Origin of the sequence: Paenibacillus sambharensis (genome assembly GCF_003233845.1) — a bacterium.
Classification (GTDB): domain Bacteria; phylum Bacillota; class Bacilli; order Paenibacillales; family Paenibacillaceae; genus Paenibacillus_I; species Paenibacillus_I sambharensis.
On record NZ_QKRB01000028.1, the window covers coordinates 13,754 to 31,616 of the forward strand.

Sequence of the window (17,863 nt, forward strand, 5' to 3'; positions counted from 1 at the left end):
TATGCAGGAGAAGTTATGCAGAGGTACCAAAGAAGGGCGTGAACCAATGGATGTCCAAGAGTTAATACCGCTTGCGAATAGATTAGAGAAGTGCAGGATTCCATACGCACTTGGCGGGAGCGGGATGCTGCATTTTTTTGGGCTTATTGATGAAGAGAATGATTGGGATCTGATGGTAGAATGCCCGAAGGACGAACTGCTTCCATTATTAAGAGATTATGAGTTTCGAGAGCAGCCAAGTGGCGACTTGCCGTTTGCAAGCCTATACAGAATAACGATTCCGAAATCTAAGATCGATATCATTGGGTATTTTGCCTTTCATACCAAGAAGGGCGTTGTTAATTTGCCAGTTCGCCACCATTCCAGTTGGTACGGTGTGAAGATCTGTTCTCCCGAAGTATGGTTCGTTGCATATAAATTACTGAAGAGAGAGAGTAAAGCGAATCTGCTAAAAGAGCTTTTGCTATCCAAACCAGAAGTAAGGGACAATGAATTAATTAAGGAGCTGCTAGCATTACCTTCTTTAGATGAAGAAATAAAAGATGAACTTGTGCAGCTGGAAACTCGTTGATGCTAGACATAATTGCTAGGGGGATGAAGTTTTGGCTAATGTGAGAATTAGTAAGCTGGATTCAACAGGTCTCTTACAATTGAAAAATATGGATTGTGCTCCATTGCCTGTGGAAAGAGATTCTATTTACATACTGTTTTATCGTTTTTTTAATGATACCTGTAGATTAGCCTACGTGGAAGATGAGCTAGTGGGATTCATTCTGGCCTTGGTTGACCAGACAGATCCGGCCCATGCGTATATACACTATTTCTTTGTTAAAGAAGAGCACAGAGGCATGAAGATCGGTGAAATGCTCCTTAATGAGTTGATAAGCGTTCTTAGAACCAAACAATTACGTACAGTTACGCTTATGACAGGAAACCCGAAGAACGAGAAGTATTATTCTAAGTTCGGATTTGTAAGAGACGAAGATATGATGGACAAAGACAAGACCGATCCCGTCTATAAGTACATTATTGAAGACAAGAAAATGATCTTTTACAGACTTGATTTGAGGAGGCAATTGAGATAAAGAATATAGTAGGCCATATTGACAGTATTTATTTACCTGTAATTGACCGGGAAGAATCAATTAAATGGTACCAGGAGAAGCTTGGCTTTGATGTATGGTCGGGTTGGCTGGCATGAGGAATCGGTCAAGCATGATACGCACGGGAGTGTACTAGAAAATGATTATCTACAGAGAGCTTACTATGGACGATGCCGAGAAGCTGGTTGAGATTGACCGGTCGGAACATATTGATTTCACCTATGAGCTGAGGAACGGAGAAGTAGTTGAAGTGCCCGCGGGACATCAATGTCCCAATTGGGATGTAGACCAAGTGAGAGAGTTGATTAACAGATACAAGCTTGAATTAGGACTCGGCGGCAAAGCTTTTGGAGCTTTTGATAATGGTGTTCTGGCAGGGTTTGCGGTACTGGGGCACAAGTTTAGGGGAAAGAAGACAGATCAGCTGCAGGTTGATCTCATGTATGTGTCCAGGACATACAGAAGGCAAGGGATAGGGACTCGATTGCTGGAAGAGATCGGTCAAGAAGCCAGGAGGCGAGGAGCAGCCAGCTTATATATTTCATCAACCGAAACAGCATCGGCAGTAGGCTTCTACAGAAGTAACGGCAGTGAATTAGCTGACGATATAGACGAAGAATTATTTAGGCTGGAACCCTTAGACATACATATGATAAAGAAGCTTTGATGGTACTTGAGTAACTGTAAGGATGTTAAAGAGAGCAAGAGGTATCAACCGTCCAGGAACTCTATGGTCAGCAATATGATCCTCATCATATAAGAAAGTGCCTGTACGAAGGTAATATTCCGTCTGGCGGCGGTAGAGTTGATGATGACTTTATAGAGGGGTAACGATCTTGATTACTATAAAACCTATTACATTGAATGACCTTATGGATTTGTGCTTGTTATATGAAGAACTTGTACATAGGAAAACCGATTTCAACAGGATGGTTGACGTCTTCAGATCAATTCAGAATAACGACAATTATGTCATTCTAGGGGCTTTCAAGGATAACCAGTTGATTGGATCGCTTATGGGAATCATCTGTCAGGATCTAGTTGGAGAGTGCAAGCCTTTCATGGTGATTGAGAACGTCATAGTCTCCCGACTTGCACGTCGTCAAGGGGGTGGACAAAAGCTAATGGCCGAAATTGAGAGAATCGCAAAGGACAGAGATTGTTACTACATCATCTTAGTTTCTGGAGGACAGAGGAAGGATGCCCACGAATTTTATGCAAGGTTAGGATATAAGGAAGAAGAGGTCCAAGGATATAGGAAACACATATACAAGTGAAGAAATGAGTGAACACTCTTGCAATGGAGCAGGCTGAAGAAACAACTGGAAGATTGTCTCTGTGATTCACTAAAAGGCCGTATAGATTTTCAGAGTACTCGGTATAGGGGTTCACATGATCAGCAGGGTAGAGCATGGATAACGTTCGATAAAGAAATCATCTATGATTTTTGTACTATAAGAAGATCGTTTAAGTTTAACTCGTTAGCCAATGAACTGCGGAAGAAGACAAATGATGTAAATTGGAGAGACAGGGAGCAAGCTGACGGATACAGAAATGCATACAGGCTGGCTGAAGAGATATTAGAATTTGAAGGGGAATACAGCCAATATGATTTTTATCGCGCTGCTGTAAAATATCTTAATTTGTCCATCGAAGCTGCCATGACATCGGATGATTCAATCGTCCGGGCACTCTCTATGTTCGATAAAAGGCTGGGGAAGAAAAGACTTGCCCAAATGGAAGCAGATGTGAATGAGAAATCCATTGTAAACTTGTTTAAAACGATAAGATTAAACACTGAGGGTTATCTATAAGCTGTGTTGTGAAAGGGATGTCAACGATGCATGAGATCAGAGAAATGGTAATCGAAGATTACCCTTCATTAATCGAATTATGGAATAGAACAGAGGGATTGGCTATTGGCGAGGCTGACTCTGAAGAAGCTATTGATCATTATCTGCAGCGGAATCCGGGCATGAGCTTCGTATGCGCAGATGAGAATAAAATTATTGGGACCGTTATGTGCGGGCATGACGGACGCCGGGGCTATCTTTACCATGTTGCTGTGGATCAGGACTATCGGGGAAGGAACCTTGCCCAAGAGCTGGTCAAGCGCAGTTTATCCAGGCTGAGCGAAGAAGGCATACATAGATGCCATATCTTGGTCATTGCCGATAACGAGATTGGCAAACACTTCTGGACCAAGACTGGCTGGAACAGAAGAGATGGGATCTTATTATATTCTCATGAGACCTAGAACGAAGCTAAGTCTGAAAGGGGCAGGTCATGATAGTTAACAGTTGCGTTTTTTGTAGAATCATTGATCGGCAAGAGCCAGCTCAGATTATTTACGAGGATGACCACGTTATATCCTTTTATGGACTGCATTCTGTGACGAATGCACATGTCCTTGTTGTTCCCAAGAAGCATATCAGGAATGTGCTAGATATTAAGGAAGAAGATCAGGAATACATATTGAAGATCCATCTAGGGATACAACAGGTTGCGAAAATCTTAAACATTGATAAATCAGGATTCCGTGTCGTCACGAACACTGGGGTACACGGACAGCAAGAAATATATCATATCCACTACCATGTCATAGGCGGACGGCAATTAATATGGGAATTTTAGTTGTCCTTGAAGAAGACCTCCATCTGTCATTAAGGAATTCAAATATTGAACTGTTGTCTTTGTGTGTGTATGGCGATGGCACTAAAGTGAACAGGGTTCTGGAATCGTACTTTGAAAGCAATGGCAAGCATTTATCAGGCTGTCTTATAGATAATGATTTAGTAGGATTGATCGGGATCGAAATGATGTCTGAATCGGCTGCCAGGTTGACGCATATATCGGTTTCTCTAAGCCAACAGAAGCAAGGCATGGGCAGAGCGATGATTGCGGAAACGCTAAGTCATTTTGATCTACAATCACTTGAAGCTGAAACGGATCAAGAAGCTGTAGGTTTTTACAGAAGCTTAGGTTTTGCCGAACATAGTCTAGGAGAGAAGTACCCGGGGGTTGAACGCTTTAGATGCGTTATTGTTAAGGGATCTGGTACAGAGGTGAATGGATGAATCAGGAAATCGTGGTCAGACGGGCAGTTAGTGAAGATGCTGAGTCTTTAATGAAGCTGAATTATGATTTTAACGGCGTCCTCATGGATGAAGAAGAAGTTCGTAAACGATTGACAGATTCAAGAGAATTGGTTGTGTTAGGTACACTGGATGGCATACCTGTTGGGTTTGCGTGTGCCCAATATTTCCAGTCCTTTTGCTATCGAAATCTAATGGGCGAAATAACCGAAATGTATGTGAGTGAGGAAGTCAGAAGAAGAGGGCTGGCGTCGTTAATGATATCTTTCATCGAAAGAGAATTATTGGCTATGGGTGTGACAAGCCTTAAGATACTTACTGGGAAAAAAACGAACCTGCGATACATACCTATATGACAAATGGCTATCGCAAACAGGATGAGGTTGTACTGCATAAGACCCTCACTAAAGGAGCGGCTGAATGAGTACTCCTAAACATATACTCTCAGCAGCAGCTATTGTTGTGAATGAGAAGAATGAATTGCTGCTTATTAAAGGACCACGCAGGGGCTGGGAGATGCCAGGTGGTCAGGTGGAAGAAGGAGAATCCTTGAGCCAAGATTGAATCAGAGGAGCATCATGACTAACGAACTGACGAGTTACAAATGTTATCTATATGTTTAGACACTTTATACTTTTACAGTCTAATGGATTCGCTGAAATAAATATAAACATTTAGAAAAATAGAGGAGGCTATTACGGATTTTTATTGGGTTTCGGCCATATACCCGCTGATCCTTCTGTCGCTGGTTATATTGTTTTTTGTAGGACTATATAAGTTTGTAAACCGATTAATACAGCACACAAAAGAAACGCAAGCCGCCTTGAAGAGGATAGAAAATAAAGTAGACCAGTTAACAGAAGAGTTGAGACGTAAATAGAAAGAGTATTATTCCACAATTCTATATGACACGATTAATAGAAGGGCTGTGAGTAATGAAGTTTTTTAAAATTCTCATATTGACTATGATTATTTTAGTATTGTTCAGTGCTTGTCATAATGGCAATCAAAAGATGATCGAAAAAGAAACAGTTGAAGGCTTTATAATAGAAACGACGGAACTAAACGGGGAAACTGTTAAAACAACGGGGTACATGAAAGTAAACGCCATTACTTATATATATGAAAGCGAACATAAAATCTCTACTCGAATACGTGCTATAGAAGACTACTATGACATCGATGGGAATTATCAGAAGACAATAATCTTTGACAATTCTATTGAAAATAACAAAATGCTGCTCACCAAAGATACCGATGAAGCCAAGGAAGAGGCCGTGGGACCATTAACGATACATTTACCAGACGGAACTACAGAGTTTAAAAGTGATGAGTTAACGGCTGAGCAGATTAATGATATAAGAGAGCATGTAATAAAGCAAACTGAATTAATTCACATTCCTGGATCCAAGTCTTAGCGGGTGAGAAGGGTAGAGTGGACTTTGAGAAAGAAGGTAAATGTCATTGAAAATAAACATTCGAATGATTCGTGATGATGATGCTGCAGCGATTTCGGCGGCTTTTCAAGATCAGGGGTGGATAAACCGATTGATCAGTATAAACGTTACTATGCGGAGCAGGAGAGAGGAGAACGAGTCACTCTTATAGCTGAGATCGATGGATCTTTCACGGGGTATGTAAATATCCTTTGGAGCTCACATTACTTGTATTTTAGAGAACATAACATTCCCGAAATCAATGATTTCAATGTGCTGATCAAGTTTCGAAGGATGGGGATCGGATCTAAGTTGATGGATATAGCTGAGGAAATGATAAGGGAACGCTCCAAGGTTGCTGACATCGGAGTGGGGCTTTACTCAGACTATGGAAATGCTCAAGTGCTCTATGTTAAGCGTGGTTATGTACCGGATAGTCAAGGGATTCACAACGGTCAGCGATTCATTCAATACGGTGAGAAGGTTACTATCGATGACGATATCGTACTTTACTTCACGAAAAAATTAGCTACAAAAGGTATACAAGGAGATAAGAACCATGAATCAAGAACTGAGTGCTTTAATTCTAAGAAGTAAAATGGATTATGAAAGATTAGAGGCAGTAAGGATGACCGACTTATGTGAAATCCCGGAGATAATTCCGCATCTCTTAGAATGGACACAAGATCTAAATTGGCCAGTGGCAATTCCCATCATCGAGAAATTATTAGCGTACCCGGTCTTCCCGATATTCACCACTCAAGATGGCATTTGGAAGGATAATGTAATTCAATATTATATCAGAGAATTGTCGCTCGAATATAAGACTGCATTCACAGAAGAGTTAGTACGGATTGTTGAAAATCCCACTGATGATGAAATAGACGATGAGGTTGTGAAGTCAGCAGCATCAGCGTTGGAAGAAATCAACCAATTCTTACTTTCTTAATGTACCTTGCTTGTCTTCGTCTGTCACCCTAAAGACCTAAGCTTTTCGCAGTACCAACTAAACATTGTCTGGTAAAATAACCTGGCAGCGTTTGGTGAAATTATTTGTGTAATCGCTTACAATATACATCAAAAAAGGAGGCATGTGCGGCGGTCGGTTGTGCTGTAGTTCATTTAAGGAAAGCAACACCCATTTTATCCAGAGAAGGAGAATGACTAATGAAGCACAAGAGAATGAGATTATGGTTGGCAGCTTTGCTCTGCATTGCGCTTGCATTACCTGCAGTTAGCGTACAGGCAGCAACTACGATCACGTCTAACCAGACCGGCAATCATGATGGATACGACTATGAATTCTGGAAGGATAGCGGCGGCTCTGGAAGTATGACGCTGAACAGCGGCGGTACGTTCAGTGCCCAGTGGAGCAATATCAACAATATTTTGTTCCGGAAAGGCAAGAAATTTAACGAAACCCAGACCCATCAGCAGATTGGAACATATCACTGAGCTACAGTGCCATCTTCCAGCCCAATGGCAATTCATATCTGACACTCTATGGGTGGACGGTTGATCCGCTTGTAGAGTTTTACATTGTTGACAGCTGGGGTACCTACCGTCCAACCGGAACGAAGAAGGGTACAATTAACGTAGACGGTGGGACTTATGATATTTATGAAACCACCCGTACCAACCAGCCTTCCATCAAGGGAACGGCAACCTTCAAGCAGTATTGGAGCGTCCGGACCTCGAAGCGCACCAGCGGAACGATATCGGTTAGCGAACATTTTAAAGCATGGGAAAACCTAGGCATGAGAATGGGTAAAATGTACGAAGTTGCGCTCACGGTTGAAGGCTACCAAAGCAGCGGAAATGCTCATGTGACCAGTAACACACTCACAATTGGCGGAAGCGGCGGCGGCTCAACTCCTCCTCCAACCACGGGTGCGAAGAAGGAAGCAGAGAGCATGACCAAGAGCGGCCAATACACGGGCAATATCAGCTCGCCCTTCACGGGAGTCGCTCTGTACGCGAATAACGATTCGGTCAAATACACGCAATATTTCGAGAGCGGCACACACAGTTTCTCACTGCGCGGGGCATCTAATAATTCCAACATGGCCAGAGTCGATTTGAAAATCGGCGGCCAGACGAAGGGTACCTTCTATTTTGGCGGCAGCTATCCAGCGGTCTATACCCTGAACAATATCAGCCATGGAACAGGTAATCAGGAGATTGAGCTCGTTGTTACGGCTGACAACGGAAATTGGGATGCTTTCATTGATTACTTGGAGATCAAGTAGAGAATCTGCAGCATGGCGCTTTGTCCTGGCGGGATCTGTTCCCGCTGGGATTTTTGTTATTTAAGCAGGCCGCTAAGAATGCTGCATCTTATGATTTCATAATCATTATTTCCAGAAAATAGATGGGATGCTATAATTGAAGTCATTGCAGCTATTAGCTTTGGAAGGTAAGGGATACATATAGACATGTTCAAGAAAACATGGATCAAGGCAGTCGTCGTCTTAATCGTTCTATTGTTAAGTGTTACAGTTTATCTGGGAATCAGCATATGGACATTCAGCGGGAATAATCAGCTCGTTAAGACAGACGCAGCCGTGGTCCTCGGCGCAGCTGCCTGGAACGATGAACCGTCCCCGGTTTTACGAGAACGGATCAACCATGCCATCTGGCTGTATGAGAATGGGTACGTCGATAAAATTATTTTCACCGGCGGCAAAGGAACTGGCGATAAATATGCAGAGTCGGAGGTTGCAAGGGAGTACGCCTTTAAGAATGGTATTAGTAGGGGGGATATTCTCGTTGAGACGAAATCAACCATCACGGAAGAAAATCTACAATACGCCAATGAGATTGCTTCAGTGTATGGTCTGAAAACATTTACGATCGTAAGTGATCCGTTACATATGAAGCGGGCCATTGTGATGGCCAACAATATGGGGATGGGAGCCTACTCATCGCCAACTCAAACCTCGGCCTATCAGACACTCGGCAGCAAGGTCCCGTTTTTCTTCCGGGAATTGTTTTATTACGCAGGATATTTGATCAGTCAGCCATTTCGGTGAATTTTTCAGTAGAGGAAGGATTTATGAATGACAATAATCAGTATCGTTGCAGCGATATTAATTGCTATCTATCTTCATCCTTACGGGTTGATTCTAATCATGTGTGTTACTTTTGGTTTGGTTCTGAGTAATCGCAGACGAACCATGAGGATAGAATCCGACCTTCAGAAGATAAAAGAAAAGTTAGGCATTGAAGAGAAAGATGAATTTAATATGCCGAACGAAGAAATCGAAGAGGAATTGGAAGCAGAATATTTAAGTGAGGAAGAACGAATAAAACTGAATGAACTAAACAAGCAAATCGAGAACGAACTAGAAGAATATGATAGAGCGCAAGAAGGTGAAAATAATAAGGGGAAGTAGATGCTGAATCAAGCCGCTTGATGTGGTGCGGGATTTCATTGTTAAGTCTCGGAGGGAAGATCTGCTATCTAATTGAGAACTTTATGTTTAACAACATCATGAGAAAGACGGTCGAACATTTTGAATACTCACAAGGTTGTTATCTTTAGTAATTGTGTACTGGTTAGTCTATTCGTCGTGTTTTGGTATATCGCTTTCAGCTCACAGGAATTTTCCAAATTATTAGATTCGGCGGGGACTGCTATCTGCGGAACAGCTATAGTGGCATACCTCATTATTCTGGATAAGTATTTAAGAAATCAAGCCAATCGAAGAGGCTATCGTTTAGTTTCATTCAGTATTCTTGTTGTGAACTTTGTTGTCTCGCGATTTTACTACCACAATTCAGATTATTATGCTTCAGATTCTGTGTACATTTACTTCTCAACCCTTCCGCATTTAATCTACTTGCCAGGGCTTATACGGGCATTCATTAGGTCAACTACCAACGCAAGCCAGCAGGAGATAGATTGGTTGGAAGATGGGGGATTAATAAGCAGGTTTTATTATATAGGATTATTAGCACTGGCAGTGTTGTTAGGTTACATAACCCACCAAGTGGCATGAGCACCTGGAGATGAAGAGAGGAAATAAGGTATGGAATTTAAAGAGATAAAGAAAGACCTGTTTAAGATGCCGGAAGAGTATGCATTGGCACACTGTATATCAGCAGATGCAAAAATGAGTGCTGGTATTGCTGTAGAATTCAAGAAAAGATTCAAGTTGTCCAGTCTTCAGGAGGATGCAAGACAGGATCGGCTGCAGGTTGGAAGCTGTTACAAGGTGGGCAGAGTACTCAACCTGGCTACGAAACCAAAATATTGGCAGAAGCCTACATACGATACATTAACCGCTTCTCTAAAGACGATGAGGAAGATCTGTCTTAGCGACAGTATTACTCAAATCGCGATGCCAGAAATCGGCTGCGGGCTAGATAAGCTGCAGTGGGGCAAGGTCCGAGAAATTTTGCATGAGATCTTTAAGGATACTGACATAGAGATCGTAATTTGCAGGATTTAACGAAGTCATTAATACGGATGCCTATCGATAGGAGTGGTAGCCATGAAGTTCATTCTCATATTTGGACCGCAGGCTGTCGGTAAAATGACGGTTGGGCATGAGCTGACGAAGATAACCGATCTGAAATTATTTCATAATCATATGTCAATTGAGTTATTCCATCCTTTCTTCGGTTTCGGGAGGGAGACCTGGAGATTAGCTAATCTGCTGAGAAGAGAGTTTTTCGAATCGTATGCCTCCAGTAACCAATACGGACTTATCTTCACTTATGTTTGGGGATTCGATCTGCAAGAGGATTGGGAATTTGTTAATCAGACTTGTGAAATCTTCGAGTCGAAGGATGCGGAGGTATATTTTGTTGAATTGGAAAGCAGTCTTGAAGAGAGGCTAAAACGCAATGTAACGCCGTACAGACTTGAGCAGAAGCCTACCAAGAGAAACACGGAACAGTCTGAACAAGATCTAAGAGCCACTATGGACAAACACAGGCTGAGCTCCTATGAAGGGGAAATAACGCGGAGCAATTATGTCAGAATTAATAATACGGATATGAGTCCCGAGGAAGTCGCCAGAATGGTCAAGGAACGGTTCCTATTGTAAGTGTGCAGCGGGCAGCATTTTGCAGCTTATTATACATGTGGAGGTAACTGATGCTGGGGCAAACGGTATTGGTAACGATTGATGAGGTTACGTTTCAGCTTAAGGAGCGGCATGCTTTTCGGTGGCTGGAGGATTTGGGTATTGTGAAGCGTGGAACACTGCCAAAAACAGTACTATAGATCGGTTGAAATACCGGACGTTAAGCTAAAAAAGGGTGAAACATCATACAGTGGACTAAAGTGAAAAAACGGGTAGAAGAATTATTTTGTGATGAGATGAAATCAAGAGTCACTCTCTTCACAACCTGGTACAAGAATAGTGGGAGTCCTGACCGGGGAGTTGGGGCAGTTGTGCTTGACGGGGAGATCATATACGAAGCCAACACCGACAAATGGATCAAGAATGGAGAGGAAAATATCGAGAGGATGGAATTCATTCGTCTTCTTCAGGAGTATCCTAATTTATCTATTCAAGATGCCCTTCAATCAGATGTTGAGTTAGTTAAAGGTCTTGCTCTTATCGATAGGCGAGTGGGAAGGAGAAAGCTCAAAACAATGGACTGTCAAGAATTCTTGAACAGCGATTTTCTCAAGATTTTGTATGAAGCAAGGTGCGGGGAAGAAGGAATAGGAGCAATGAAAAGGAGCTGGTAATTTGAAGCTTAAGGTGGGGTTATTGGTAGCCTGGGTTATTCCTCAGGTTTTTTTATTTTTCTTAAACTTGTGGGTACTTGTGTATATTACAGGCCATGAAGAAGAACTGAAAGCACTTGGTCTGGCGGGACAATGGATCCTGATTTGGCTGTTCTTAACAGCAAGCTGGATAATTGGAACCGTGCGAATTCTTCGATGGTATAAACAAGGGAAGTTTCATGAGGACAGGCAAGAGTAATGCGTTAAGAAGTTAAGGTAAACAATTTACACGAGGTGAAGTATGCAATCATCTAATAGACTCAATAGTTCTGTTATAGATACCCTTTACAAACTGGACCAAGAATTGTCTGAGATGACCGGAGACTCACTCTATGACTATCTGGAGATATATATTAGGAGAGAGCCTGGATTTGCGTACGATTGCACCCCAGATGATGCTGTTGTATTTGCACATACAGGAGGAGATGGGGATCATTTTGCATTTTCTACCGGGGAAGGTTCTATTACCAATTTAGATGAAGCTCCAATTTTGTTCATTCAACCAATGATGTTTGACCAAGAAGTAAAGTTGGTAGCAAGAAATCTCCAAGAATTCCTTTCAGCATATTTATCTCTTGGTGAGATTTATATATTGGAACGATTTGACCGGTATTCGACAAGGGAAGACATGCAAAAAGACATAGAAGAGCATTTTCTATCAAGCATTCAAGATAAGAAAGTGAAATTGGAGTTTATCACCAATGTTTTAAAAGAACGACTGGGAATTACTCCGATGAAGGATGTTTTTTCATATATGATGCAATTACGAGGTGAACCAAGAATATGGTAGAGCTGGTTAAGGTATCAGAGGACCAGAAATCGGTATTACGGCAGCTTATAGAATTATATGAATACGATTTCAGTGAGTTTAATGATGCGGACATCAATCAGTATGGCTATTATGGCTATAAGTACTTTGATCACTACTGGACAGAGGACAAGAGGCAAGCGTATTTCATTAAGGTTAATGGTCAATACGCCGGATTTACTATGGTTAACGACCACTGCAGCATTATCCAGGAAGAAGATGCAAGAGCCATTACTGAATTTTTCATTATGCGTAAGTATCGCCGGAGAGGAATAGGACAAGCTGCCGCGGCGTTAGTTTTTGACACTCACAAGGGCTGGTGGGAGGTTCTGCAGCACGGTAATAACGAGGTATCCAAACAGTTTTGGGAACAAACAGTCCAGAGCTACACCGGTGGCGATTATCGAATTGAAAATGTGACAACAGAATACTGGGAAGGACAGGGGATTGTATTCCGTGCAAGAGACCCGTTGTTAGGAAACTAGAAGGGGAGCAGTAGCATTGAGAAAAGAAATAACACTAATGATGCTGTTGATTGCAGCCATGCTGTCCGGATACTGTTCAGATCAGCCGGCAGCGTTTTACACAGGAGTTGGAGAAAGTCCCAAGTGAACAGGTAACCCATACGGCCCGTACAAACTGGCAGTGCGGCACCGTGAATATTTTAACGAATGTCACACACTCTATTCGCCTCGAAAAGGCCGATTCTATTCTGTAACGAAACTAGGCGTCGCTAATGCACTAATAATTCAAGTAATTTGGCGAAAATCGTCTATTAAGACTGCTCAGATTCCTTACAATTGAGAAGGCATTAAAAACGAAGGTTTAGCGTGTGTGAGTTTCATTAGCCGTGTTGAGCTAAACACAAATTCGCGCAAAAATGCATTTTAGAAATATTTTATTTTTGGTTTCGAGGGAGTTTAGAGTCGTCCTTTAGACTAAGGTTGTAAGCACGAGAGAGAGACAAAACCATACAACCTTAAAGGAGTGAGTTCGAAATGAAAAAGAAAACCAAAGTATTGATGATTGGCGCGGCGGTGGCTGCAGTGAGTATGTTTACGGTGACGGCGTTTGCTTCCACAACGAACACAGAGGGCTACAAGGCGTTCAAAGAAGTGCTGAAGGCGAATCAGATGTCGGAGCAAGTGCTCGAGAGTGCCACCTTGAATGGAAGCTTCACAGTTAAGGTGGATGGTGATACGGTGCTTGAGGCTGATGGCACAGCGAAGGTGAAGGAGGCGGGAGATCAGCAAGGCGTAAGCAGTGATTTCGACTTTAACCTCATGGGTATCGAGCGCAGCGGCAGCGTGTACAGCAGCGGCGACGACAAGCTTTATCTTGTAGATCAAACGCATGGTCTGCACTATCAGGTGGTCAACCTGGATGATGAGCACGCTGGCAGGTACCATGAACAGCCAGAAGACGGAGACGCCGAGCATCGCCCGATGAACAAAGCGGAAGAGGCGCTGCTCGATTATCTAGTCGGTGATCTGAAGGATGACTTCAGTGTAGTCAACCATGCGGATGGCTCTAAGACGATTACGTTTGACGTGAGCAAGGAGGAGGTTCCGCTTACGGTGCGTTTGCTGATGGACGTCGCGTCGGCTGCCGGTAAGGGTGAACACCAACATCCGACTGCTACTGAAGTGCCGGCAGAGCTGGAGCTTATGAAGGACATTCCTTTCTTCCAGGACTTCGAAGGACTTAACCTTGAAGAGCAGCTTCCGGAGCTGACGAAGGACACAGCAATTGAGCATGTGCGGCTGCAGTTGATGGTAGATGCAGATAATAGGATGCAGGGCGTGAAGGGCGAGCTTGAGGTTAGCGGTAAGGACGAAGAGGGTGTCACTCACCGCGTGAAGCTGGTAGGTGCGGGCGGCATCAGCGGCATCAACAAGACGACGCCTGACGCGTATGACGCTGCTGGTAAAACCGCAGAGATCATTGACGCGGAAGCGTTCCAAGATTAAAGCTGACAGCATGATTCGGGGAGGGCCTTGCTTATGTTAGAAGTTATTGATCTTACAAAGGTCTACCCCGGCGGCCGAGGCATCCAGGGGCTCAACCTCACCGTTCGTTCCGGTGAGGTTGCAGCCCTGCTGGGGCCAAACGGTGCCGGGAAGACGACAGCGCTGCAGGCGATGGCCGGCTGGATCACTGCGAGCCGCGGGGAAGCACGTTGGAATGGTGTCTCTATTGCCGATCGGCCTGAGCTGACGAGGCCGCATATGGGCATGATGATCGGAGAGCCGTCCCCGTACCCCTATCTTAAGGGTTGTGATTATCTGAGAGTCTACTCTAAGCTTTATCCGGGAATTGACGAAGCGCGGATCCAGCAGACGCTGGAGCTCGTGGGAATGTCTAAGCACCAACAGCTCAAAATCCGAAAATACTCCACAGGCATGAAGCAGCGGATCGAGCTTGGCAGGGCGCTGCTTCACCAGCCTAAGCTCCTGCTGCTTGATGAGCCGTTCTCAGGTATGGATATAGAGGGACGGCGGGAAATGACAGCGATGCTGCGCAGCCTTGTGGCTGAGACGGGCATGAGCATTATCATCTCTTCGCATCAGGTACACGAGATCGAGGATTGGATCACGCATGCCTATATTATTTATGAGGGAAAGCATGTCGATACCGCAAGCACTCCACAGATCCGGGAGTCGTTCGCAAGCGTTGAGGAATATTACTTGAACTGCACAGCCAAGGAAAGGGGCGGGGCGGCATGATGGCGCCATTCATTTATCTCGCTGGAGAAGAGCTCCGCAAGCTGCTGCGCGGAGGCAAACTGAAGGTGCTGCTGCTGCTCTCGTTCCTCATCGGCGTTCTCTTCGTCTTCATTAGCGAACGCATCGGACTGAGCGGAAGCCTGCCGGTGACCGCACTGAAGCTGCTGCTTACGGTCATTCTGCCCTTGTTCATGGTGTCGATCGGCAGCGACCTCATGGTCAGCGAGTTCAAGGACGGCACAATCAAGAATGCGCTGAGGCTGCCGATTAGCAGGGAGACCCTCTTTACAGGAAAAATACTCGCGGGATGGACGGCCGGCGCCTTGATCGTTCTGAGTGTGTTCGTGCCAACGTTTGTAGGAAGCATAATTTTCCAGGGGATGCCTGCCTTTTCGGCGTTGGGTGTGATGCTGGCTGAGCTTGGCGGCGCGATTCTCTTCTGCGGGCTGCTGGTTGTGCTGGCAAACAGCGTGTCGCTGTGGGTGGGCAGCGGCAGTATAGGGATGGTAGTCAGTATTGTGATCTGGCTGGCAATGGGAATCACCGGGTTGTTCGAGCCGGAACTGGGCCGGCTTTTCGTAACCGATTTTGCGGATTGGATACAGCCGCTGCTGTATGCAGGCGATGTCGGCTCATCTATCACGACATTGCTATTTTTGACAGCTTACTATATTATGGGCACTATAATGGGCCTATTGGCCTTCCAAAGGAAAGAAAACTAAACTATGTCCATTCGGCTCAAGCTTATTTTAACGTATGTAATCGGCATTCTGCTGACTGCCGTTATCGTCACGGTTACCGGGATCGGGATCATCACGGGGATCATCTCGTATTTTGCAAGCAGCATCGTGAAGGAGCAAACACCGGAGAATGCCTTTCACCGGGGCATCGATCTGTTCGTGGACCTGCGTTATGCAGAGCGATATACGCCGGAGGAGCTGACGTCCCCCGCCTTTGCGGATAAGCTAGGGGATCAGTTAAAGCCGTTCGGGGGTTTCGTCGTTGTTCGGCAAGGGGAACGTTGGGAAAGCTATGGTGACTTAAGAGAAGAAGAGGCATTCCTTGTGAAGCTGCAGCAGGATATTGCAACCTCTGGAGAGCATGCGGATGGGGTGTTCGTGGTCAGCAAGTGGGAGGGGCGCGATCTGCTCTCCGTGCGCTATGATTTTCCGGAAGTCCCAGAGTCCCTATCCTATTATCTGATTGCTGATGTGACGGAAACGGGGACCAAGGGCAACCGGTTCCAGACCTTCGTGATTCTAGGCATTGCGGTCCTACTCGGCATCATTCTGCTTCCGCTGATCTGGATTACGACGAAGGATATCGTGCGGCCGCTGCGGCAGCTCGAGCAGGGCTCGCGCCGTATCGCTGAGGGGGATCTCAACTTCAGTCTGCACTCGAAGGTGCGCAACGAGGTTGGCAGCGTGGTCCGCTCCTATGAGAAGATGCGCAGCGAGCTGCAGCGGGCAATTGGTGCTCAGCTGACATTGGAGGAGAGCCGCAAGCAGCTGATTTCGAATATTTCGCATGATCTGAAGACACCGCTAACCTCGATTAAGGGATACGTGGAGGGGATTCGGGAGGGCATCGCGAACGATCCGGAGAAGCTGAAGAAGTATATGGATGTGATTCACTCGAAGACGCTCGATATGGACCGCATGATTGATGACCTGTTCCTGTTCTCCAAGCTGGATCTGAAGCAGGAGAGATTCCACTTCGAGACGGTGCCGCTTGAGGAGTTCTACCGGCAGACGATGCAAGAGCTGTGCATGGAGTATGAGAGTGCGGGCGTGCGTCTGACGGGTGAGTACGAGGCAGGGGATGATGCTGTCGCGGTCATGGATGCCCAGAAGATCAAGCGCGTCATTCTCAACATCGTCGGCAATTCGGTGAAGTTTATGGACAAAGAAGATCCTTATGTACATGTTCATTTCGGCAGGCAGACGGAAGAATGGGTTATCGCGGTGACTGATAATGGTCCCGGGATGGCTCCAGGTGAGCTGGACCGGATCTTTGAGCGGTTCTACCGTGGGGATATGAACCGGAATCAGAACGTGGCAGGCTCGGGGCTCGGACTTGCGATTGCGAAGCAGATTGTTGCGCATCATGGCGGCAGCATTTATGCAAGAAGCGAGCCGGGGCGCTTCATGACGGTGCTGTTTACCATTCCAATCACTCAGGATAGAACGTAACGGGAGCGTGTGAGATGTCGAAACGGAAAGTGTTAATCGTCGAGGATGATCAGGCGATCGCCGAGCTGGAGCGGGACTACCTCGAGGTTCATGGCTATGAGGTTACCCTTCGATCAGACGGCAAAGAAGCGCTCGGGGAAGCGCTGGAGAAGGAATATGACCTTATCATTCTGGACGTCATGCTGCCGGGCATGGACGGCTTCGACATCTTGCGGCGGATCCGGGAGACGAAGTATATTCCTGTATTGATGGTATCAGCACGCAAGGAGGATATCGACAAGATCAGGGGACTTGGCCTCGGTGCGGATGATTATGTGACAAAGCCGTTCAGCCCGTCGGAGCTTGTCGCGCGGGTTCGGGCACATCTTGAACGGTATGACCGGTTGACCGGTGCCGCAGCGGGCGCCGGCTCTTCGCCTGTCCGAAAATCACGTGAACTGAATATTCACGGGCTGGTGATCCAGGTAGACGCCAGGCGGGTAACACTGCATGGGAAAGAGCTTTCACTGACGGCCAAAGAGTTTGACCTGCTGCTCTTCCTCGCGGAAAATCCCGACCGTGTATATTCCAAGGATGCGCTGCTGGATAAGGTGTGGGGGATCGAGCATTTCGGAGATTCTGCAACGGTCACCGTCCATGTGGGGAAGATTCGTGATAAGATTCAGAAGGACCCGTCGAAGCACCAGTTCATCGAGACAGTATGGGGTGCGGGGTACCGGTTTAAAATTTGAATGTACCGAATATATAAAATTAGCCC

Annotated in this window: 28 protein-coding genes and 1 pseudogene; all 29 read left to right on the forward strand. The window is 45.3% G+C overall.

The genetic code is table 11. The features are described 5' to 3' along the window. Nucleotide 1: 1 nt before the first annotated feature. The 29 genes and pseudogenes from DNH61_RS02565 to DNH61_RS02695 all read left to right on the forward strand — a co-directional run bounded on the left by DNH61_RS02565 (nt 2) and on the right by DNH61_RS02695 (nt 17,837). On the forward strand, nt 2-571 hold the full coding sequence (locus tag DNH61_RS02565; protein ID WP_146240930.1) for a hypothetical protein: 570 nt from the start codon (nt 2-4) through the stop codon (nt 569-571). A gap of 40 nt (nt 572-611) precedes the next feature. Continuing rightward, on the forward strand, nt 612-1,085 hold the full coding sequence (locus DNH61_RS02570) for a GNAT family N-acetyltransferase (protein WP_245947895.1): 474 nt from the start codon (nt 612-614) through the stop codon (nt 1,083-1,085). Between the two features lie 157 nt (nt 1,086-1,242). Then, a complete protein-coding gene (locus DNH61_RS02575; RefSeq protein WP_111145122.1) occupies nt 1,243-1,770 on the forward strand; it encodes a GNAT family N-acetyltransferase in 528 nt (175 codons plus the stop codon). A 169-nt stretch (nt 1,771-1,939) separates the two neighbouring features. Further along, on the forward strand, nt 1,940-2,380 hold the full coding sequence (locus DNH61_RS02580) for a GNAT family N-acetyltransferase (protein ID WP_220036914.1): 441 nt from the start codon (nt 1,940-1,942) through the stop codon (nt 2,378-2,380). An 18-nt stretch (nt 2,381-2,398) separates the two neighbouring features. Beyond that, a complete protein-coding gene (locus DNH61_RS02585; RefSeq protein ID WP_111145123.1) occupies nt 2,399-2,917 on the forward strand; it encodes an SF0329 family protein in 519 nt (172 codons plus the stop codon). A gap of 26 nt (nt 2,918-2,943) precedes the next feature. Further along, nucleotides 2,944-3,360, forward strand: a complete 417-nt coding sequence (locus DNH61_RS02590) for a GNAT family N-acetyltransferase (RefSeq protein ID WP_245947870.1) — start codon at nt 2,944-2,946, stop codon at nt 3,358-3,360. Between the two features lie 29 nt (nt 3,361-3,389). Beyond that, nucleotides 3,390-3,737, forward strand: a complete 348-nt coding sequence (locus tag DNH61_RS02595) for an HIT domain-containing protein (RefSeq protein ID WP_111145125.1) — start codon at nt 3,390-3,392, stop codon at nt 3,735-3,737. Further along, nucleotides 3,725-4,180, forward strand: coding sequence for a GNAT family N-acetyltransferase (locus DNH61_RS02600; protein ID WP_111145126.1), 456 nt, complete (start codon nt 3,725-3,727; stop codon nt 4,178-4,180). Before DNH61_RS02595 ends, DNH61_RS02600 begins: the two co-directional genes overlap by 13 nt. Further along, nucleotides 4,177-4,554 (forward strand): GNAT family N-acetyltransferase, encoded by a 378-nt coding sequence (locus tag DNH61_RS02605; RefSeq protein WP_245947872.1) that lies wholly within the window; start codon nt 4,177-4,179, stop codon nt 4,552-4,554. The genes DNH61_RS02600 and DNH61_RS02605 overlap by 4 nt, the downstream gene beginning before the upstream one ends. A 64-nt stretch (nt 4,555-4,618) precedes the next feature. Beyond that, nucleotides 4,619-4,756: pseudogene (locus DNH61_RS02610) on the forward strand (NUDIX domain-containing protein); the annotation flags it as partial. Nucleotides 4,757-5,133: 377 nt separating this feature from the next. Next, on the forward strand, nt 5,134-5,616 hold the full coding sequence (locus DNH61_RS02615; RefSeq protein WP_111145127.1) for a hypothetical protein: 483 nt from the start codon (nt 5,134-5,136) through the stop codon (nt 5,614-5,616). Between the two features lie 117 nt (nt 5,617-5,733). Continuing rightward, the gene (locus DNH61_RS02620; protein WP_245947873.1) at nt 5,734-6,231 is read left to right on the forward strand and encodes a GNAT family N-acetyltransferase; all 498 of its coding nucleotides are present in this window, start codon (nt 5,734-5,736) and stop codon (nt 6,229-6,231) included. Continuing rightward, on the forward strand, nt 6,194-6,583 hold the full coding sequence (locus DNH61_RS02625; RefSeq protein WP_111145128.1) for a DUF5071 domain-containing protein: 390 nt from the start codon (nt 6,194-6,196) through the stop codon (nt 6,581-6,583). The genes DNH61_RS02620 and DNH61_RS02625 overlap by 38 nt, the downstream gene beginning before the upstream one ends. Nucleotides 6,584-6,801: 218 nt before the next feature. Continuing rightward, nucleotides 6,802-7,089 carry a glycoside hydrolase family 11 protein gene (locus tag DNH61_RS26935; RefSeq protein WP_281272362.1) on the forward strand — a complete coding sequence of 96 codons (288 nt, stop codon included), beginning with the start codon at nt 6,802-6,804 and terminating at the stop codon, nt 7,087-7,089. A gap of 38 nt (nt 7,090-7,127) precedes the next feature. Further along, complete coding sequence (locus tag DNH61_RS02630) at nt 7,128-7,883, forward strand: glycoside hydrolase family 11 protein (protein WP_281272364.1); 756 nt, start codon at nt 7,128-7,130, stop codon at nt 7,881-7,883. A gap of 186 nt (nt 7,884-8,069) precedes the next feature. Continuing rightward, nucleotides 8,070-8,666 carry a YdcF family protein gene (locus DNH61_RS02635; RefSeq protein ID WP_111145129.1) on the forward strand — a complete coding sequence of 199 codons (597 nt, stop codon included), beginning with the start codon at nt 8,070-8,072 and terminating at the stop codon, nt 8,664-8,666. Nucleotides 8,667-8,693: 27 nt separating this feature from the next. After that, nucleotides 8,694-9,029, forward strand: a complete 336-nt coding sequence (locus DNH61_RS02640; protein ID WP_111145130.1) for a hypothetical protein — start codon at nt 8,694-8,696, stop codon at nt 9,027-9,029. Between the two features lie 636 nt (nt 9,030-9,665). Next, nucleotides 9,666-10,088 (forward strand): macro domain-containing protein, encoded by a 423-nt coding sequence (locus tag DNH61_RS02645; protein ID WP_111145131.1) that lies wholly within the window; start codon nt 9,666-9,668, stop codon nt 10,086-10,088. Nucleotides 10,089-10,130: 42 nt separating this feature from the next. Continuing rightward, nucleotides 10,131-10,688, forward strand: a complete 558-nt coding sequence (locus DNH61_RS02650; protein WP_111145132.1) for an AAA family ATPase — start codon at nt 10,131-10,133, stop codon at nt 10,686-10,688. 50 nt (nt 10,689-10,738) lie between these two features. Continuing rightward, on the forward strand, nt 10,739-10,867 hold the full coding sequence (locus DNH61_RS26940; RefSeq protein ID WP_281272363.1) for a hypothetical protein: 129 nt from the start codon (nt 10,739-10,741) through the stop codon (nt 10,865-10,867). A 60-nt stretch (nt 10,868-10,927) separates the two neighbouring features. Then, nucleotides 10,928-11,341, forward strand: a complete 414-nt coding sequence (locus DNH61_RS02655) for a hypothetical protein (RefSeq protein WP_146240931.1) — start codon at nt 10,928-10,930, stop codon at nt 11,339-11,341. A gap of 1 nt (nt 11,342) precedes the next feature. After that, nucleotides 11,343-11,579 carry a hypothetical protein gene (locus DNH61_RS02660; RefSeq protein ID WP_111145134.1) on the forward strand — a complete coding sequence of 79 codons (237 nt, stop codon included), beginning with the start codon at nt 11,343-11,345 and terminating at the stop codon, nt 11,577-11,579. Between the two features lie 42 nt (nt 11,580-11,621). Continuing rightward, complete coding sequence (locus tag DNH61_RS02665; protein WP_111145135.1) at nt 11,622-12,170, forward strand: hypothetical protein; 549 nt, start codon at nt 11,622-11,624, stop codon at nt 12,168-12,170. Further along, nucleotides 12,164-12,673, forward strand: a complete 510-nt coding sequence (locus DNH61_RS02670) for a GNAT family N-acetyltransferase (RefSeq protein ID WP_111145136.1) — start codon at nt 12,164-12,166, stop codon at nt 12,671-12,673. Before DNH61_RS02665 ends, DNH61_RS02670 begins: the two co-directional genes overlap by 7 nt. Nucleotides 12,674-13,186: 513 nt before the next feature. After that, nucleotides 13,187-14,158, forward strand: coding sequence for a hypothetical protein (locus DNH61_RS02675; protein ID WP_111145137.1), 972 nt, complete (start codon nt 13,187-13,189; stop codon nt 14,156-14,158). A gap of 33 nt (nt 14,159-14,191) precedes the next feature. Continuing rightward, nucleotides 14,192-14,914: an ABC transporter ATP-binding protein gene (locus tag DNH61_RS02680; RefSeq protein WP_111145138.1), complete on the forward strand. Its 723-nt coding sequence runs from the start codon at nt 14,192-14,194 to the stop codon at nt 14,912-14,914. Then, complete coding sequence (locus DNH61_RS02685; RefSeq protein WP_111145139.1) at nt 14,911-15,636, forward strand: ABC transporter permease; 726 nt, start codon at nt 14,911-14,913, stop codon at nt 15,634-15,636. Before DNH61_RS02680 ends, DNH61_RS02685 begins: the two co-directional genes overlap by 4 nt. Nucleotides 15,637-15,639: 3 nt before the next feature. Continuing rightward, nucleotides 15,640-17,106 (forward strand): sensor histidine kinase, encoded by a 1,467-nt coding sequence (locus DNH61_RS02690; RefSeq protein ID WP_111145140.1) that lies wholly within the window; start codon nt 15,640-15,642, stop codon nt 17,104-17,106. A 14-nt stretch (nt 17,107-17,120) separates the two neighbouring features. Further along, on the forward strand, nt 17,121-17,837 hold the full coding sequence (locus DNH61_RS02695) for a response regulator transcription factor (RefSeq protein WP_111145141.1): 717 nt from the start codon (nt 17,121-17,123) through the stop codon (nt 17,835-17,837). The last annotated feature ends 26 nt before the right edge of the window (nt 17,838-17,863 follow it).

Coding starts and splice junctions, on each gene's coding strand:
- DNH61_RS02685 (WP_111145139.1), top strand. CDS start 14,911: ATGATGGCGCCATTCATTTATCTCGCTGGAGAAGAGCTCCGCAAGCTG.
- DNH61_RS26940 (WP_281272363.1), top strand. CDS start 10,739: ATGCTGGGGCAAACGGTATTGGTAACGATTGATGAGGTTACGTTTCAG.
- DNH61_RS02625 (WP_111145128.1), top strand. CDS start 6,194: ATGAATCAAGAACTGAGTGCTTTAATTCTAAGAAGTAAAATGGATTAT.
- DNH61_RS02565 (WP_146240930.1), top strand. CDS start 2: ATGCAGGAGAAGTTATGCAGAGGTACCAAAGAAGGGCGTGAACCAATG.
- DNH61_RS02590 (WP_245947870.1), top strand. CDS start 2,944: ATGCATGAGATCAGAGAAATGGTAATCGAAGATTACCCTTCATTAATC.
- DNH61_RS26935 (WP_281272362.1), top strand. CDS start 6,802: ATGAAGCACAAGAGAATGAGATTATGGTTGGCAGCTTTGCTCTGCATT.
- DNH61_RS02695 (WP_111145141.1), top strand. CDS start 17,121: ATGTCGAAACGGAAAGTGTTAATCGTCGAGGATGATCAGGCGATCGCC.
- DNH61_RS02645 (WP_111145131.1), top strand. CDS start 9,666: ATGGAATTTAAAGAGATAAAGAAAGACCTGTTTAAGATGCCGGAAGAG.
- DNH61_RS02680 (WP_111145138.1), top strand. CDS start 14,192: ATGTTAGAAGTTATTGATCTTACAAAGGTCTACCCCGGCGGCCGAGGC.
- DNH61_RS02675 (WP_111145137.1), top strand. CDS start 13,187: ATGAAAAAGAAAACCAAAGTATTGATGATTGGCGCGGCGGTGGCTGCA.
- DNH61_RS02640 (WP_111145130.1), top strand. CDS start 8,694: ATGACAATAATCAGTATCGTTGCAGCGATATTAATTGCTATCTATCTT.
- DNH61_RS02635 (WP_111145129.1), top strand. CDS start 8,070: ATGTTCAAGAAAACATGGATCAAGGCAGTCGTCGTCTTAATCGTTCTA.
- DNH61_RS02605 (WP_245947872.1), top strand. CDS start 4,177: ATGAATCAGGAAATCGTGGTCAGACGGGCAGTTAGTGAAGATGCTGAG.
- DNH61_RS02615 (WP_111145127.1), top strand. CDS start 5,134: ATGAAGTTTTTTAAAATTCTCATATTGACTATGATTATTTTAGTATTG.
- DNH61_RS02600 (WP_111145126.1), top strand. CDS start 3,725: ATGGGAATTTTAGTTGTCCTTGAAGAAGACCTCCATCTGTCATTAAGG.
- DNH61_RS02665 (WP_111145135.1), top strand. CDS start 11,622: ATGCAATCATCTAATAGACTCAATAGTTCTGTTATAGATACCCTTTAC.
- DNH61_RS02670 (WP_111145136.1), top strand. CDS start 12,164: ATGGTAGAGCTGGTTAAGGTATCAGAGGACCAGAAATCGGTATTACGG.
- DNH61_RS02575 (WP_111145122.1), top strand. CDS start 1,243: ATGATTATCTACAGAGAGCTTACTATGGACGATGCCGAGAAGCTGGTT.
- DNH61_RS02595 (WP_111145125.1), top strand. CDS start 3,390: ATGATAGTTAACAGTTGCGTTTTTTGTAGAATCATTGATCGGCAAGAG.
- DNH61_RS02690 (WP_111145140.1), top strand. CDS start 15,640: ATGTCCATTCGGCTCAAGCTTATTTTAACGTATGTAATCGGCATTCTG.
- DNH61_RS02650 (WP_111145132.1), top strand. CDS start 10,131: ATGAAGTTCATTCTCATATTTGGACCGCAGGCTGTCGGTAAAATGACG.